14 protein-coding genes are annotated in these 16,083 nt (G+C 35.7%); 2 read left to right on the plus strand and 12 right to left on the minus strand.

Annotated elements, in window-relative coordinates; genetic code table 11:
* Window positions 1-98: 98 nt before the first annotated feature.
* Window positions 99-701, minus strand: coding sequence for a hypothetical protein (locus F8154_RS09875; RefSeq protein ID WP_243141223.1), 603 nt, complete (start codon window positions 699-701; stop codon window positions 99-101).
* Window positions 702-786: 85 nt separating this feature from the next.
* Here F8154_RS09875 and F8154_RS15110 point away from each other — a divergent pair, with 85 nt between their 5' ends.
* Entirely contained in the window at window positions 787-939 is a 153-nt protein-coding gene (locus F8154_RS15110) for a hypothetical protein (RefSeq protein WP_192930241.1), read from the plus strand.
* A 68-nt stretch (window positions 940-1,007) separates the two neighbouring features.
* Here the strand turns inward: F8154_RS15110 and F8154_RS09880 are convergent, their stop codons facing one another.
* Genes F8154_RS09880 through F8154_RS15400 form a run of 4 tightly spaced genes read right to left on the minus strand, consistent with a single transcriptional unit; the run spans window position 1,008 to window position 4,503 of the window.
* Window positions 1,008-2,012: a lysylphosphatidylglycerol synthase transmembrane domain-containing protein gene (locus F8154_RS09880; protein WP_151861458.1), complete on the minus strand. Its 1,005-nt coding sequence runs from the start codon at window positions 2,010-2,012 to the stop codon at window positions 1,008-1,010.
* Between the two features lie 39 nt (window positions 2,013-2,051).
* Window positions 2,052-2,579, minus strand: a complete 528-nt coding sequence (locus F8154_RS09885) for a class I SAM-dependent methyltransferase (RefSeq protein ID WP_151861459.1) — start codon at window positions 2,577-2,579, stop codon at window positions 2,052-2,054.
* A gap of 25 nt (window positions 2,580-2,604) precedes the next feature.
* Entirely contained in the window at window positions 2,605-4,368 is a 1,764-nt protein-coding gene (locus F8154_RS09890; RefSeq protein WP_243141224.1) for a ferrous iron transporter B, read from the minus strand.
* On the minus strand, window positions 4,369-4,503 hold the full coding sequence (locus tag F8154_RS15400) for a FeoA family protein (RefSeq protein WP_279237178.1): 135 nt from the start codon (window positions 4,501-4,503) through the stop codon (window positions 4,369-4,371). It lies immediately after the preceding gene.
* Window positions 4,504-4,807: 304 nt separating this feature from the next.
* Here F8154_RS15400 and F8154_RS09900 point away from each other — a divergent pair, with 304 nt between their 5' ends.
* The gene (locus F8154_RS09900) at window positions 4,808-5,203 is read left to right on the plus strand and encodes a rubrerythrin family protein (protein WP_151861460.1); all 396 of its coding nucleotides are present in this window, start codon (window positions 4,808-4,810) and stop codon (window positions 5,201-5,203) included.
* Here the strand turns inward: F8154_RS09900 and F8154_RS09905 are convergent.
* From F8154_RS09905 to F8154_RS09935, 7 genes are all read right to left on the minus strand, one after another.
* Window positions 5,192-5,878: a TIGR01906 family membrane protein gene (locus tag F8154_RS09905; RefSeq protein ID WP_151861461.1), complete on the minus strand. Its 687-nt coding sequence runs from the start codon at window positions 5,876-5,878 to the stop codon at window positions 5,192-5,194. The two genes, F8154_RS09900 and F8154_RS09905, sit on opposite strands and share 12 nt — an antisense overlap.
* Before the next feature lie 42 nt (window positions 5,879-5,920).
* Window positions 5,921-7,918 (minus strand): NAD-dependent DNA ligase LigA, encoded by a 1,998-nt coding sequence (gene ligA / locus F8154_RS09910; RefSeq protein ID WP_151861462.1) that lies wholly within the window; start codon window positions 7,916-7,918, stop codon window positions 5,921-5,923.
* 106 nt (window positions 7,919-8,024) lie between these two features.
* Window positions 8,025-10,196, minus strand: coding sequence for a DNA helicase PcrA (gene pcrA / locus F8154_RS09915; RefSeq protein ID WP_151861463.1), 2,172 nt, complete (start codon window positions 10,194-10,196; stop codon window positions 8,025-8,027).
* A 200-nt stretch (window positions 10,197-10,396) separates the two neighbouring features.
* On the minus strand, window positions 10,397-11,911 hold the full coding sequence (locus F8154_RS09920; RefSeq protein ID WP_151861464.1) for a glycine betaine uptake BCCT transporter: 1,515 nt from the start codon (window positions 11,909-11,911) through the stop codon (window positions 10,397-10,399).
* Between the two features lie 109 nt (window positions 11,912-12,020).
* Window positions 12,021-13,343 (minus strand): betaine reductase selenoprotein B, encoded by a 1,323-nt coding sequence (grdH, locus tag F8154_RS09925; RefSeq protein ID WP_151861465.1) that lies wholly within the window; start codon window positions 13,341-13,343, stop codon window positions 12,021-12,023.
* A 14-nt stretch (window positions 13,344-13,357) separates the two neighbouring features.
* Window positions 13,358-14,683 carry a glycine/sarcosine/betaine reductase component B subunit gene (locus F8154_RS09930; protein WP_151861466.1) on the minus strand — a complete coding sequence of 442 codons (1,326 nt, stop codon included), beginning with the start codon at window positions 14,681-14,683 and terminating at the stop codon, window positions 13,358-13,360.
* Between the two features lie 313 nt (window positions 14,684-14,996).
* A complete protein-coding gene (locus F8154_RS09935; protein ID WP_151861467.1) occupies window positions 14,997-15,956 on the minus strand; it encodes an FAD-dependent oxidoreductase in 960 nt (319 codons plus the stop codon).
* Window positions 15,957-16,083 lie beyond the last annotated feature (127 nt).

A 16,083-nucleotide genomic window follows, 5' to 3' on the forward strand; every position in this document is an offset into this window, starting at 1 on the left:
CATAAGTTACTTAACACTACCTTTAGCTGTCTATCTAATATAATTATAAGGCAATTAACAATTCAAATACAACAAGCCTTTTGTGATTTTTATTGCCCTTAAAATATACAGAAGCATTTTCTCCACTGTTCTATTGAGTATACCCTATGATCTGTTACAATAAGCAGGGGTTTAATATTATTTGGTGTAATTGTATGCTGGATCAAGGCCTCTGCATCATAGCCATATATAGCATCATATCTTTTGTGAAGGTTTTCCAAAAAGCTTAGGGATGTATTCCAGTATTCCTCTGCTAAAGCTCTACCCTTTGTGTCTATGTATTTTTTAGCCTCTTTAAAACATTTAGTATTTTGTAGAATTAGTGGCTCATAGATTTTATTGGCAAGATTTTCATTGGCTATCCAGCATTTTTCCGGTTGAACCTTAACTGCCAGAACTACAGTATGGGAGTGGAATCGTGTATTATCTCTATAATTCAATGATGCAAAAATAGCTCTTTTTCTTATAACCCAATTAGGAATATGCTTAGGTCTTTCATTATCAATAAATGTATGTAGCTGTATGTATTTATTGGCATAGCTTTCTTTATCATCATATTTGATGCCATTTTCTAATATTTTTTCTAAATCGGTTATAGGGGCTATATGATAAAGAAAGCCAGTATCTTTATAATCTGAGAACAGCATTAAATCACCCTGCATTATGTAAATTAATAAAAAAATAGTAATAATTACATTACATTTAAAGTAAAAAACTGATACATTCTATTACTAGGAGGTGTTGTTTATGATGACAATACATTGCACTACCAGCTCTTGTATTTATCAAAATGATGGACAATGTACATTGACCCATGTAACCTCTGTAACAAATCCCACCGATAATAGATGTGGCTACTATAAAGGAAAGAAGAATAATAAGAAAAATCAATTATTATAAGGCTTCCCATTACTATAGGCTGCTATTCAATTCAAAGGAAAAAACAGTTCACATAGTGGGAACTGTTTTCAAGATGTTTGCACATTTACATCTTTTTTCTTTATGTCATGATAAAAGCCATTTAGATTATAAATAGCTAGGTAGATGGCACTTATTAAAAACACAAACCAAAAGGTGACAAATCTTAATGCAATAGCAAAAGCTAAGCTTTTATAGGCTGGTATCCCAAAGGGGACCATTAAAAACACCATACTACCTTCAAAGGAGCCTAAACCACCAGGGAGTAGCGGTACCATTGCAACCATATAAGTTAGGTAAGTGACTATAGCTATTGTAAAAAAGTCCAAATTAAGCTGTAGTCCATAGGCTATTATAAATGCCTTTAGGGCAAAAAATCCCCAGATAACAAAGGATAGCATTAGTTGCATTACAAATCCTCTTTTGTATTTAATAGCTTCATTTACAGTTTCCTTGAAAATTTCAATGTTTTTTAACCATTTATTTTTTATATCTAGCCTTGTAATTTTAACCACAGCCTTAATAGCTTTTTCTGGCTTAAATACTACTAAAGCTAATACAACCAATAGTGCAACAAGAAATATGAGGGCTATTATTAAGGGCTTTACATAAGCCTCCTGAGGTTTTACCTTTAGTAGAAAGCCTGATATGGCTACTATGTTTATTACAAAAAAAGCCAAGATGCTGACGGTTTTCTGTAGACCAACCATAGCAGTTGCCTTACCTAAAGATAAGCCTAGCTTTTTATTTAAGGAATAGACCTTTGCAGCTTCTCCTCCAGCCTTTACTGAGGGGGTAATGCTTTCAACAAATGTTCCCACTAAATTGGTGTGTAATAGTCCAGTAAAGCTAATCTTTTCTCCGATAATTTTAGCTATTCCGTACCATTGGATATTAATTAATAATACTGTAATTATTTGCATTAAACAGGCAAGTAATAAAACCTTAAAGTCTAATGCCTTAATACCGTTGTAAACCTCTTTAAAGTCAACTAGCCAAAGAAGAGCCAGTAACGCCATTAGTGCTATTATAAGGAACTTTGCTCTGTGTTTCATAGGTAGTCCTCCATTTTTTTGTAAATAGCAGGGTAGACTTCATAGTAAATTATTCTGTTCTATTTGCTTGCATTGATAGCAATAGGCTTCCTTTGACAATGCAGTATAGCAATGGGCTAATGATTCCTTAGGACACCTCATTAAAATCCTTGCACCTATTGGAGCCTTTCCCCATACATTTTTCAATATACTGTCATGTGGACATGCCTGTAATGCCACATGTATAACAGAATAGTCGGAGGCATCAACCTTTTGCCCTATTCCATGCTCAATCTTTACCTTGTCTGATATTCTTAAGGTTTTAACAACCTTTCTTGCTATATCTACAGCATCTGGATCACCATCTATTACATCCACTATAGCCCCTGTTTTATAGGCTATTTCCAATGCAGTTGCAGGTATTGGTCCTCCACCAATACATAATACCCTATCTTTATTGGTTATAGCACCAAGCTTAATTTCATTACTAACAATTCTTTTGTAGTATAAGCTACAGAGCTTAATTAGAAAAGGAGAAATCGACATTATTTTCTCAATTTCTTTGGTAATAAAGGGAATGAACTTCATGTTGTTTTCCTCCTTCTTCTATCTTTTACAATAGTGATGCAATTAAGCTGCCAACCTGATTAATAAAACCACCCAATAAGAATGCAGCTACAAAGGTGGATCCTCCTATAATTAATGCTGTTGACACTTTAAACTCCTTTATTAGTACCCCTAAAACCGATAAGCAGGGTAGGTAGAATAATGCAACAACTGAAGCAACCAGTAATTGTAGAGTAGTTAAATCTAGCTCTAATAAAGGCAGAACAGCCAGCTCTCTACGGATTATACCAAGTATTAGTCCGATAGTGGCTTCTCTAGGTAGGCCTAACCAGCCCTCTATGATGGGCTCTATATAAGTGCCTACTACATTTAATGCTCCTGTTTCAGCTACAAGTGCAGCAAAGCCTACCCCCAGTAGCATTGGAATTTCTGCCTCCACCATAAAGTGCTTTGTCCTTATGAGAATCTTCTTAATATAGGATTGTCTATCTGGCATCAATAGATTTGGGATTTCCAGTAAAATTGGATCTGTTTTTCCTGGAAGCATTTTATTTAACACCATTCCACCTATAAAGATACCTAATAAGGATATGAAATACACTAATAATAAAACAAAAACTGATCTATCCCCTAAAAGTGCAATAAAGGCACCTGTCTGTGCAACACACGGTACAGCCAACGATACAACCGAGGCAACAATTATTCTTTCCTTTAAGGTTGTCGCAGCACGGGTTCCTAAAATTGCAGGAACAGCACAGCCATAGCCCATAATCATTGGTACTATGTTTCCCCCTTGTATTCCAATACGCTGTAAAACTCCATCCACCAATACTGCTAATCTTGGTAGATAGCCGCTATCCTCTAAAAACGATAATACAATATAAAATAAAAACACATAGGGAAGAATTAGTGCAAAGGGCCATTCAATTCCCTTTATCAGCATCCCATACTCCCCAACGAGAACATTATATATTAATCCATCGGAAACAAAGCCTGAAACTAAATTGGTTATAAACGGAACATAGTAGCCATTTAATATTGGTAATAGTAGAAGGGACCTAATGGCTTTTCCTCCACCAACGACAACACCTAGTGAAAGGATAAGAACCAGTATAGCAGCAGGAATTCCAGCCAAGGGAGTCATTAAGGCATCACCTAATTTTTCTAAAAAGGTGGGATGTCTATGCTCAACCTGTTGAACATTTTCAATAATTCTACCAACCCTTTGCCACCTTTCATCCTGATTATCTGGTACCCCATTGTATTCAATGGACTTTTCCTCTGATAGCTTCCATGCTTCCTTTAAAATATCCCTTAGTCCAATATTTCTTATTGCTACAGTTGGTACTACAGGGGCACCAAGCTCCTTAGATAGCTTGTCTATATCTATTTTTATACCCTGCCGTGCTGCTACATCCGTTAGGTTTAGGGCAAACACAATGGGTGTATTGTACTGCTGTAGCTGCAAGGCAAAATTTAAATTTCTCTCTAAATTTGTAGCATCTAAAACGCATATAATTACATCTGCGTTTTCATTTTGTAACATATTAACGGCTACTTCTTCTGCTAATGAAGTAGCCTCTAATGAATAAGTCCCTGGAACATCAATAAGGACTCCTTCATTTCCCTGAAATTTTATATTTCCTTTAGTAAATGTTACAGCTGTACCGGTGTAGTTGGATGCAATTACATCCATTCCAGTTAATTTAGAAAAAACTACGCTTTTACCTACGTTGGGGTTTCCCATTAATAGGATCTTTAATTGACCTGATTTTGTATGTATATGAGCTTCTTGTGTATGACAACTCAATTAAAGAACCTCCTTAACCAGTATCTGATTTGCAACATCCTTTGCAATTGCAATACTTCTGTTCCCCATAGAAACTACAATGGGTCCTCCCAAAGGTTGTTTGCTCATAACCTTCACCTTCAATCCTTCTCTAATACCTAGGGATTTTCATAACGCCACCTGTGGTATTTTTTCTATAATACACGAGTTTTTACCCTTTAATTGATAGATAGACATATTTTGAAGCCCCCTATATGATAATGAGTATCAGTTTTACTTATTAAAAATTCTATCATAGTATTTTTTTCAGTCAACAAGTTTATCATAAAAAAGCAGATTTATACCCTAAAATATTAATTAATAACATTTGAATAAAATATTTTTAAATCCATTTCCTAATTTATATTGTATTATGTTAAAATAGCATTAGATTTCATTATCAACATTGAGGAGGATATATATGGAGCTTAAAGGAACCCAAACTGAAAAAAATTTATGGAATGCCTTTGCAGGAGAAAGTCAAACCAGAAATAAGTATAAATACTATTGTGCAGTAGCTGAGAAGGAAGGTTTTTCAGAGGTGGCTAATCTTTTTATAGCAAATGCCGATGAAGAAGAAAAACACGCAAAGGAAATCCTTAGCTTTTTAAATGGCGTAAAGGATACTAAGTCAAACCTAAGGGATGCTATTCAAGGTGAGGTTTATGAAAGCCATACCCTTTACAAGGAGTATGAAAGGGTAGCTTTAGAGGAAGGCTTTAAAGAAATAGCTATGTTTTTTAAAGAGCTTAGTAAGGCTGAAGAAGAGCATGAAAAAGCATTTAAAGAGGCTTTGAAAAGGGTGTTAAATACCTAAGCCTTTGTTTTTCCTATTATACAAAAAACCAAATATGCCAAAGGTTATAATTGATAGCATGTAGACTGTTATTATTTTAGTTGCTGTTTCAAAAAAGAATTTTTCAGGAAGCATTTGTATTAGTATTTCTGTCTTTGGGTCAAGTATCCATAGGTCATTATCAAAGAAAATATAATGGAAATAGGTGAAGTATTTATTAAAATCTATATTCATTAGTAATAGTAGGGTAAATAACAGTAGAATATTTACTGTGGCGGTATAATACAGTGTTTTAGCCAGGTTCTTCTTCCATTTTGAATCCTTCCATATATTATATATTAATATTATTAATAATAATGGAATTGAAAAATTCCGTAATAATGCTCCACCAACAAATAGAGCCTTAACATCAATCATATGTAAAACCGCCCGTTCACCAAAAATTTGTCTTTCTTCGCCCTCTATAATTTCCGTTGTATCCAGCAGCTTACGTTGATCCTTTAAATATTCAAGCAGGTCTTCTATTATAAAACGTAGCTCTTCCACGGTTCTTCCTGTTACATTAGGAATTTGGTGCTTTTCGAAGGATTTTAGATAATGGTTTACATTGAATGTAACCAAATCTACAGCAGTAAGTAATATAATTATAGATAACAACACACCAATAAGTATGTAGCTTAACCCCTTTAGTTTCATAACTCTTCTACCCCTTTTAAAATAATCCCCTTATAATAGATTTTACTCTACTGATATCATAGCTTTAAAGCTTTTCTCGTCAATTATCTGTAAATTTGTCGCAACGCCACTATTAAGGATAGCTTCAGCTTTTTTTAGCTTCGAGCCTGCATCCTCTCCTGTAATGACATAATCTGTATTTTTACTGACGCTTCCTGATACCTTTGCCCCCATATTTTCTAAAAGCTTTTTAACTTCATTTCTACTGAAGCCTTCTAATGTACCCGTCACAACTACTGTTTTACCTGTAAAGGCATTATTAACTGCCTTGTGATCCTTATTATTTACTGGATTTACTCCTGCCTTTAATAGCTTATCTATACTATGTAATATTGTCTTATCCTTAAAGAACTCAATAATACTATTTGCTGCTACATCACCGAAATCTGGCAGCTTGATTAGCTCTTCATATTTAGCCTCCACAACAGCCTCCAGTGTATTAAAATGCTTCGCTAGGTCGGATGCAGATTTTTTACCAACGTTGGGAATTCCAAGTGCATATATAAATGCATCCAACTGACAATCCTTACTTTTTTCTATTGCCTCAAGAAGGTTTCTTGCTTTTTTATCACCGAACCTTTCTAGTCCAATAATATCATTATATTTCAGATGATACAAGTCTGCTATATCCTTTAAACCAACCTCTTCAAAAAGCTGTTGGGCTGTCTTTTCACTAAAGCCATCTATGTCCATAGCATCTCTACTGGCGTAATGTACTATTCTCGATACTAATTGTGGTTTGCAGGATAATGAATTAGGGCAAAAAATATGCGCCCCCTTTTCAACTATTTCACTGCCACATGCAGGACAATGCTGTGGTTTTTCTAGTTCCTTAGCATCTTCACATTTTTCAGCTATAGCCCCCATGATTTCTGGTATAACATCATTTGATCTTCTAAGCCATACATTGCAGCCTAGCTTAACCCTTTTCCTTTGAATATCATCCCAATTGTTTAGGGTAGCTCGACTAACTGTTACTCCACCTATGTCCACAGGCTGAAGCTCTGCTGAAGGTGTTAGCTTACCAGTACGTCCCACCTGCCATACTACATTGTTTAACCTAGTTGTAACTTCCTTAGCCTCAAATTTATATGCCATAGCCCATCTAGGAAATTTTTGGGTATATCCTAATGCTTCTCTTGTTTTCATATTATTTATTTTAATAACCATGCCATCTATTAAATAATCCTGCTGGGTTAATGTTTCAGCTGCCTGTTGTATTTCCTTTATAACTTCATAAATGTCTTTACAATGCTTTATATAATTGTTTACAGGAAACCTGTTGTTTTTTAAAAAGTCTATCATTTCCATATGTGTATTAAAGCTATCCTCAGATATATAGCCTACATTATAAAAGAAGGCATTAAGATTTCTTTTTGCTGTAGCCTTTGGATTTAAATTTCTTAGTGCACCAGCCGCAGCATTTCTTGCATTTTTTAAGGGCTCATCTGTAGCTTCATTGTATTTTTCTAATACCGATAAGGCCATTAATCCTTCCCCCTGCACTTCAATTTTCCCTTTATATGGGATTGTTAGGGGAACGGATTTTATGGTTTTCACCTGCTGAAAAATGCCTTCACCTTCAACTCCGTTACCTCTAGTGGCGGCCTGTACTAATTTACCTTCATCATAAGTAAGATTTATTGTTAAGCCATCAAACTTGTACTCCAAAACATATTCGATAGAGAGATCGCTTTCCCCTATAAGTCTTTTTATTCTAGCATCCCATGAAATAAGCCCTTCTTCAGATTTTGATTTATCTAGGCTCCATAATGGAACAATATGTCTGTGGGTCTGAAAGCTTTTTAGTGGCTCACCACCTACCCTTATTGTAGGTGAATCCTCCTCAATAACTCCTGTTTCATTTTCAAGGGCTGTAAGCTCATCGTAGAGCTCATCATACTCCTTATCACTTATAACTGGTTCATCTAAAACATAATATCTATAATTATGCTCATTAAGCTCTTTTACTAACTGCTTAATTCTAAGCTGCTTGTCCATAAAGCCACCTCCAATATATAATTATGGAATTGAAAATTATGTTTTTAACTTTTAACTTTTAACTTTTAATTTTTAATTATGTTTTTCTCATTACTAATTGTTATTTCTAAACTATTTCCAAATTCACAAAGGTACTGGCTATTTTTTTAATACCCCCATTGGGAAATGCAATGCTTAGCATGTCACCATCTACTGCAACAACAGTACCTACTCCAAATTTAGGATGCTTTATTTTAGAACCAGCCTTAATTTCTCCACTTTGCTTAACCCCTTCTTTTTGTCTATTAGGTTTTATTAGGTCTCCTCTAAATAAAGGTGAGGTTTGCATATTTTCAACTTCTTTTTTCCTCTCATAGGGGGCCTCCTTTGTTATCAGCTCAGGTGGTATTTCATTTATAAACCTTGAAATACCATTATAGCTTGTTTGCCCATATAAAGTTCTCATTACAGCATGGGATACATATAGCTTTTCCATAGCTCTAGTAATTCCTACATAACATAGACGTCGTTCCTCTTCTTCATTGTTTTCCTTTAACGACATATGGGATGGGAATATTCCCTCCTCCATTCCTGGAATAAAGACTATTGGAAACTCCAATCCTTTGGCACTGTGAAGGGTCATAAGACTTACAACATTTGCTTCACCCTCCATTTGGTCAATTGATGACTCTAAAGAGGTTCTTGCTAGAAATTCTTCCAGAGTCTTTATTTCAGAATTCTTATCGAAATCCATGGTAACAGATTTAAACTCCTGTAGGTTTTCAATTCTTCCCTGTGCCTCCACTGTATTTTCCTGTATTAATCCATCTATATAGCCTGTTTTATTATAAATTTCATTAAGTATATCGGTAACTGTCATATTACTTTTTCTATTGATAAGGTCTATAATAAGGTCTGTGAATCTCTTCACCTGTTCCTTTACTCTAGCAGAAAGTCCAGCTATTTTGTCTACTTCAAGGAGGGCGGTAAAAAGACTTTCTCCCTTTTTAGCTCCATAGTCCGCCACCTTTTCTATAGATTTTAATCCAATTCCTCTTTTGGGGACATTAATAATACGTTGAAGGCTTATATCGTCAACTGGGTTGTCTATCATCCTCAAATAGCATAATATGTCCTTTATTTCCTTCCTGTCATAGAAGCGAACCCCTCCATATAGCTTGTAGGGGATATTCTCCTTCATAAAAAGCTCCTCTATAACACGGGATTGTGCATTGGTACGATATAGTATGGCAAAATCAGCATAGCTTTTATTCCCTTCTCTAATTTCTTTTTGTATGGCTATCGCCATATGCTGTGCCTCTTCGTATTCATTATTTGCCCTATAGTATTGTATAATTGCTCCTTTGGGATTGGCTGTATGGAGCTTTTTTTGCTTTCTGTGGTTATTGTTTGCAACAACAAAATTAGCAGCATCTAAAATATTTTGGGTAGATCTGTAATTTTCCTCAAGCTTAATTAGCTTTGTATCAGGAAATTCCTTTTCAAAACCAAGAATATTTCTTATATCTGCTCCCCTCCAGCTATATATAGATTGATCATCATCGCCAACCACACAAAGGTTTTTATGCTTTTTCGCTAAAAGGCTGACAAGCTTATATTGGGAGTAGTTTGTATCTTGAAACTCATCCACCATAATGTATTTAAATTTTTCTTGATAATAGCTAAGTATTGTTGGATTTGTTAAAAATAACTCTACTGTCTTCATAATTAAGTCATCAAAGTCTAAAGCGTTGTTACTCCTAAGTTTATCTTGATACATTCTATATATTCCACTGATTTTTCTCTTAATATAATCCCCTTCATAAATCTCTTGATAGCTACTTGGATTAATTAATTGATCTTTAGCTTTACTTATTTCCGCCAATGCTAACTTAGGATGAATATATTTTTCATCAATATTTAAGGCCTTGTAGCATTCCTTTATAACAACACCTTGATCTGAAGTATCGTATATTACAAAGTTCTTTTTATAGCCGATTTTATCTATATCGTATCGTAGTATTCTTACGCAGGAGGAGTGAAAGGTGCTTACCCATAGATCTCTATAATTATTGCCTAATAGGGCTTCTATTCTTTCCTTCATCTCCTTGGCAGCCTTATTGGTAAAGGTTATGGCTAGAATATTATATGGGTTTATTCCAAGCTCCTCTACTAGATAGGCAATTCGATGGGTCAATACTCTGGTTTTTCCAGAGCCTGCTCCAGCCAATATAAGTAATGGTCCTTCTGTATGTTTAACAGCCTGCTGTTGCATATTGTTTAAGTGACTTAAGTTCATTATTTTTCTCCCTTCAAGTAAATCTTCTATAATTAATCTTAACCTATTTAACTATTATCATCAATAAGTATGTCTCTGGTTTAATACTTTTTTAAAATACTCCTATATGCAAAGCTAGAGGTTTTAATATAATGCCCAAAAAATAAAGCAAGGGGGTACATACTATATGCTCCCCTTGCTCAAAAGCTTGAACTATCTTTTTAATTCATTAAATCTTCTTTCTTAGCTATATTATCTTGATAATCCTCTCTAAGGGCCTTTACCATTGATACCATTCCAAACAGCATAACAAATGCAAATGGGAAGGCAGCTGCAATAGAGGCAGTTTGAAGCATTCCTAAGCCGCCAGAGCCTCCGATTACCATTAACACCAAGGCCATAGCCGATTGTACAAAGCCCCATGCTAGCTTTCTACCATTATCAGGATTAAGATTACCGTTTGATGACATCATACCTAATACAAATGTGGCTGAATCTGCAGAAGTTATAAAGAAGGTGCATAGTAGAACTACTGCAATTAATGAAATAAGTCCACCTAATGGATAATTGCCCATTACTACAAAGAAGGCAGTTGGAGTAGACTTAATTGCTTCTGTAGCAATTTCTGTTCCTAGATTTATACCTGCACTACCAAACACAGCAAACCAAATGAAAGAAGCAACTGTAGGTGCTAATAAAACTCCCGCAACAAATTCCTTTATTGTTCTACCTTTAGAAATACGTGCAATAAAGGTTCCTACAAATGGTGCCCAAGCTATCCACCATGCCCAGTAGAAAATAGTCCACCAACCGAACCATTCACCATTACCAAAGGCTTCAATATGGAAGCTGTCCCTAATAAACTCACCAGCGTACATACCAATACCCTCTGTAAAGGAATTTATAATTAATAGAGTTGGTCCAACAATTAAAGTTATTAAAACTAAAATACTGGCTAAGCTAACGTTTACATTAGATAAGAACTTAATACCTTTGTCAAGACCTGTAACAGCAGAGATCATGAATAATACTGTAACCACAGCTACAATAATTATTTGAACTGTAGCATTTTCAGGTACACCAAACATATAATTAAGTCCACTGTTAATTTGAAGGGTTCCTAAGCCTAATGAAGTTGCAACACCTGCTACCGTTGCGAATATTGCTAAGATATCTATTAGTTTTCCTATTGGCCCAGTGGCTCTAGCTTCACCAATTAGTGGAATAAATATACTACTGATAAGTCCTGGTTTACCCTTTCTAAACTGCATGTAAGCAAGGGCTAAAGCTAATACACAATAATTTGCCCATGGGTGAAGTCCCCAGTGGAAAAAGGATTTTTTCATTGCAAAGCTAGCTGCTTCAGGTGTTCCTCCTTCAATGCCTAATGGTGCAAGGAAGTGATGTAAAGGCTCCGCAACTCCCCAGAAAACAAGTCCAATACCCATACCAGCACTAAAAAGCATTGCAAACCATGATATAAAGCTATACTCTGGCTCGTCCTCATCTTTTCCAAGCTTTACCTTTCCGTATTTACTGAAGGCAATCCATACAGAAAAGCCCACAAATGAAAACATTGAAACTAAATAAAACCATCCGAAATTACCAACTAAGAAATTAAAAAGTCCGGTTGCTGTTTGTTCAAAATGGCCTGGTAAAAATAATCCCCATAAAACTATGGCAATTACGACAGCAAGTGAAACGAATAAAACTAAATTACTTTGCTTTTTTTCCATTACTTACATCCCCCTTAAGTTATTTTTTTAACAACCCATAATGTGATTAATAGTTATACTAGTCCTACTTTTTTGTAAGACCAGTATAACTAGTTTCATTTAGGGTTGTTTAAAACTTTACTTTAAAAACTGTCTGCTCTGTAATGTCAGTAGTTAATGCATCTAGGGCCACCCCAACTCTGTGGTATCTAAGCTTCCATTGTTGTTCTTTCGGGGTATTTGGGTCTCCCAATGGGTATGGAATAGATATGGTTGGTACCATTCTATTTGCTCCCACTGTTTTGGCAACGGGGATAAGGTTTGCCATTTGAACTATTGTAATACCTGCTTTTTCAATTTCTTTGTTCATCGTTGCTCCGCAACGTGTGCAGGTACCTCATGTTGAGGTTAGTATAACTGCCTTAACTCCAGCCTCAACTAATTCAGCAGCAATTTCTTTTCCCATTCTAGCAGCCTCTGCCTGTGTTGTTCCTGTTCCTACTGTTGAGTAAAAATACTTATATACTCCACCAATTTTACCCTCTTTTTCATATGCCCTTAAAGCATCTAATGGTACAATTACATCGGAATCGTTATTGGCAGCTGCAGGGTCAAAGCCAGCGTGAATTGTCATGTATTCACCCTTAACTAAATCGTCTAATTGAGAAATATCATATTTACCCCACTTAGTTGCTGATGCTGATTGAATTCTGTCTGGATTTCCAACTGGTACAATTCCTCCAGAGGTGACAATAGCAACCTCTATGTTACTTAATTCCTCTGCCGTTAATGCTGGTGCAATTGGTACAAGGTCTGCCTTTGGTATTGGAAGCTCACTAACAAATGGTTTTCCATGTACCTTTTTTAATAGCATATCTATAACTCTATCAGTTGCATTAACTGGTGGATTTAACCAAACCTGAGATCTAACACCTCTACCGAAGTAGCCTTCTTCTTCAGCAGGTAAAAGGTCTTCGCCCTTTAAAAGCTTTAATCCAAATGCTGCCATTGCCTTTACATCTTTTCTCATGGCTGCAGCACTGGCTCCACCCTTAAAGATATATACTTCCTTTTTGAACATTTCAACTCCAGGGTTTTCATCATTCATGGATGAAATTACTGGCACCTTAAACTTGTCCTTCACAGCCTTGCAAATGTTTCCGCAGGCACTACCATATCTTCCAGCTCTAAAGGCTGGGCCAGCAAAGAATATATCAAATTCTTTATCTTCTAAAAAGCCTATAATAGTGTTAATAGCTTCTTCTTGATTAGACCCCATAAAGTTGTCTCCACAGATTATGGTATGGGTTACTTTAACATCTTCTCCAAGCTGCTTATCTAACTCCATTGCTGGTCCTACTAGCCCTTCTCTAATTTCAGGGGCATGATCAGCAAGCTCTTCACCACCAATTTGTCCAAAAAACTGATTTAAATATAAAATCGCTTTTTTCATCTATTTACACCTCCCTAAAATTCCTTCATTGTCTTTGTAGACCATCCAACAACTTGATCTCCACAGAACATGGCATTGTTTTCCATTATAATTGATCCGTCTTCTTTAACTGATGGTCCTAAAACTGCATCATTATCCCATCCACCAGATAGTCCGTCTCTAGCAAGGGCCTGAAGTTCACCTATTACAGTTTCCATTGGCGGTAGCTTAATTAAGTCAGATACATTACCACAAGAAACTATAGCATCTGCCTTTTCATCTAATGTTACTAATGGTTGAGATGCTCCATCTCTACCTGTACACTCATTTGTTAATCCAACAGTCTTTACTCCTGCATCTTCTAACGCTACTATACAAGCAATAAAGTCAGCATCAGGGTTACCATAACCCTCCTCTGCTACTATTGCTGCATCTGCTCCTAGTGATTTAGCCATTTGTGCAACAAATTGAGCTGCCCTTTGCTTTTGCTCTAATGCCACATTCAGGTTAGACATTATTACTCCTAGGAAATTAATAGTCTTTCCATGCTCTTGGTATAATCTTTTTATCATTGGGAAATTTTGAAAGTCATAGGTTGACCACTTTGAGGAGCATGGCATGAATGATCCTGATATCATAGCACCGTCTAACACTTCATTAGGATGCATAAAGGTTGGTACCATCCTATTACAATCCCATCCGTAGCATAGATCATTATAACCTAACTCCTCCATCTGTGATTGAGGTTGTAATACTATAACTACATTTGGTAGTTTGTTTTCTTCTTCAGTTCTCTTTGTAACTGCAGCTAATTCATATGTTTCAGTTTCTTCAGGTTGAAGTTCAGCTACGCATGCTCCAACATACTCTGCTAATCTCATTCCTGCCCATCTTAATGCACGATTCTTCTTTTGCTGCTCATTTTTTTCAAAATCCTCATCTGTGTCTGCAACTAAAACTAAGTTTTTTAGCTGTGAGTAGTAAGTATATTTTGCTCCTTCTCCACTCATATCAATAAGTCCATCTTGGAAGCCACCCCAATGCTTACCAACAACCAATACACTACAGCCCTTTAAAGCTAGGGTTTTACCGTTTCCAGCCTGTTGTAAATCTCCTGTTACTCCTGGGAATAACGGGCCTCCGCCAATTCTGTGTCTTGGTTCAATTGCTTCTTTAACTGGTACCAGTCTTACCTTATCTCCTGGCTTAACGATAACGAGATCAGCTTCTGTGATGCTCTCGTCTTCTCTGACAACAGCCAATGCTTCTTCCTTGTTAATGGTTAAAATACCATTACAATATGCTGTTTTATCACCAAATATCATGTCTTTTACATGAAAATTGCCTAATTCTAATTTCATTTAATTCCACTCCTTCCTTTACATAAAAATATTATTTTTTAAAGCTTCATGAAAACGTTGCCCTTGTGAAAATTTTGTCTACATCTAATAGTCATAATAATTATATCATAGTTATGATTTATTTGTACATATGTTTATATAATAAACTTGTTTATTTTTACAGAATTTTTTATACATTTTTATCATGTGGTTATTAATATCTTTGCTTCTTTTGTTATGAATAAGTGTAGATTAACTTTAAAATAAGTTCAAATAAAGCTCAGGTGGAGTATAGGCTCCGCCTGAGCTAAGTTCTGTTTATGTTAAATTGGATTTAGCTTGCTTTATGTGTATTACATACTTTGCTTTCTATATATTTCTCTGCCTGTACTGAAGCAATCGCTCCATCTGCAATGGCTGTAACAACCTGTCTTAATGATTTTACTCTACAATCTCCAGCTGCAAAAACACCTTCAATATTTGTGTGCATATCTTGGTTTGTAACTATATAACCATATTCCATAGTCAGCTTATCCTTATATATTTCTGTTTGAGGAATGAAGCCAATAAACACAAATATTCCAAATGTTCCATCCTCTTCATCAGCCTTAATTAATTTTTCTTCCCCAGTTCTATTGTTTTTAATTATCATTGATTCAACGATACCTTCACCTTGAATTTCAACTATTTCAGTGTTATAAATTATTTCTACCCCATCATGACAATTAACTTTTTCAGCTATGGACTTTGCACAGGTTAAGGCACTTTCTCTGCATAGTATAGTTACTTTTTTAGCAAACCTTGTTAAAAACATGGCTTCCTCAACAGCAGAGTCTCCACCCCCTACAACGAAAACCTCTAGGTCTGTAAAAAAGTCTCCATCACAGGTGGCACAATAGGAAACACCTTTACCTGTTAGCTTGGCTTCACCTGGTACTCCCAATAATCTTGGTTTTGCTCCGTTAGCAATAATTACAGATTTAGCCTTATACTCCTTTTCCATTCCCTTTAATACCTTTACTTCGCCTTCTAGAAGCACCTCTTTAATATTGTCTTTTACAATAGTCGTTCCAAAGCTTTCCACCTGTTCTATAAGCCTTTCTATAATAGCAGGACCCGTAGTCTCTCTTACTGAGCAGGGCACATTCACTACTTCATCTGTAGATACTATTTGCCCACCCTTTTTTCCCTTTTCAATAACTAAGGCATCCATTTTTGATCTTCCAGCATATAATCCTGCAGATAGGCCTGCTGGTCCTCCACCGATTATGATTACGTCATAAATTTTTTCCATACTTACTCTCCCCTTTGATATTACGTAGTGTTAATCTATTTTAAATAGCAATTTATTGTCATTGAAGCGTTTTGAATATCCCGATGCCATAATGATACCACTAATCATTAAAATCCCTCCAATACTT

The sequence above is a fragment of the Alkaliphilus pronyensis genome (assembly GCF_009017275.1).
Lineage (GTDB): Bacteria > Bacillota > Clostridia > Peptostreptococcales > Natronincolaceae > Alkaliphilus_C > Alkaliphilus_C pronyensis.

What these genes read in the sequence shown, in the direction of transcription:
- F8154_RS09875 (WP_243141223.1), bottom strand. Translation starts at nt 701, where the DNA reads ATGCAGGGTGATTTAATGCTGTTCTCAGATTATAAAGATACTGGCTTT.
- F8154_RS09885 (WP_151861459.1), bottom strand. Translation starts at nt 2,579, where the DNA reads ATGAAGTTCATTCCCTTTATTACCAAAGAAATTGAGAAAATAATGTCG.
- F8154_RS09920 (WP_151861464.1), bottom strand. Translation starts at nt 11,911, where the DNA reads ATGGAAAAAAAGCAAAGTAATTTAGTTTTATTCGTTTCACTTGCTGTC.
- ligA (WP_151861462.1), bottom strand. Translation starts at nt 7,918, where the DNA reads ATGGACAAGCAGCTTAGAATTAAGCAGTTAGTAAAAGAGCTTAATGAG.
- F8154_RS09930 (WP_151861466.1), bottom strand. Translation starts at nt 14,683, where the DNA reads ATGAAATTAGAATTAGGCAATTTTCATGTAAAAGACATGATATTTGGT.
- F8154_RS09880 (WP_151861458.1), bottom strand. Translation starts at nt 2,012, where the DNA reads ATGAAACACAGAGCAAAGTTCCTTATAATAGCACTAATGGCGTTACTG.
- F8154_RS15110 (WP_192930241.1), top strand. Translation starts at nt 787, where the DNA reads ATGATGACAATACATTGCACTACCAGCTCTTGTATTTATCAAAATGAT.
- pcrA (WP_151861463.1), bottom strand. Translation starts at nt 10,196, where the DNA reads ATGAACTTAAGTCACTTAAACAATATGCAACAGCAGGCTGTTAAACAT.
- F8154_RS09900 (WP_151861460.1), top strand. Translation starts at nt 4,808, where the DNA reads ATGGAGCTTAAAGGAACCCAAACTGAAAAAAATTTATGGAATGCCTTT.
- F8154_RS09905 (WP_151861461.1), bottom strand. Translation starts at nt 5,878, where the DNA reads ATGAAACTAAAGGGGTTAAGCTACATACTTATTGGTGTGTTGTTATCT.
- F8154_RS09935 (WP_151861467.1), bottom strand. Translation starts at nt 15,956, where the DNA reads ATGGAAAAAATTTATGACGTAATCATAATCGGTGGAGGACCAGCAGGC.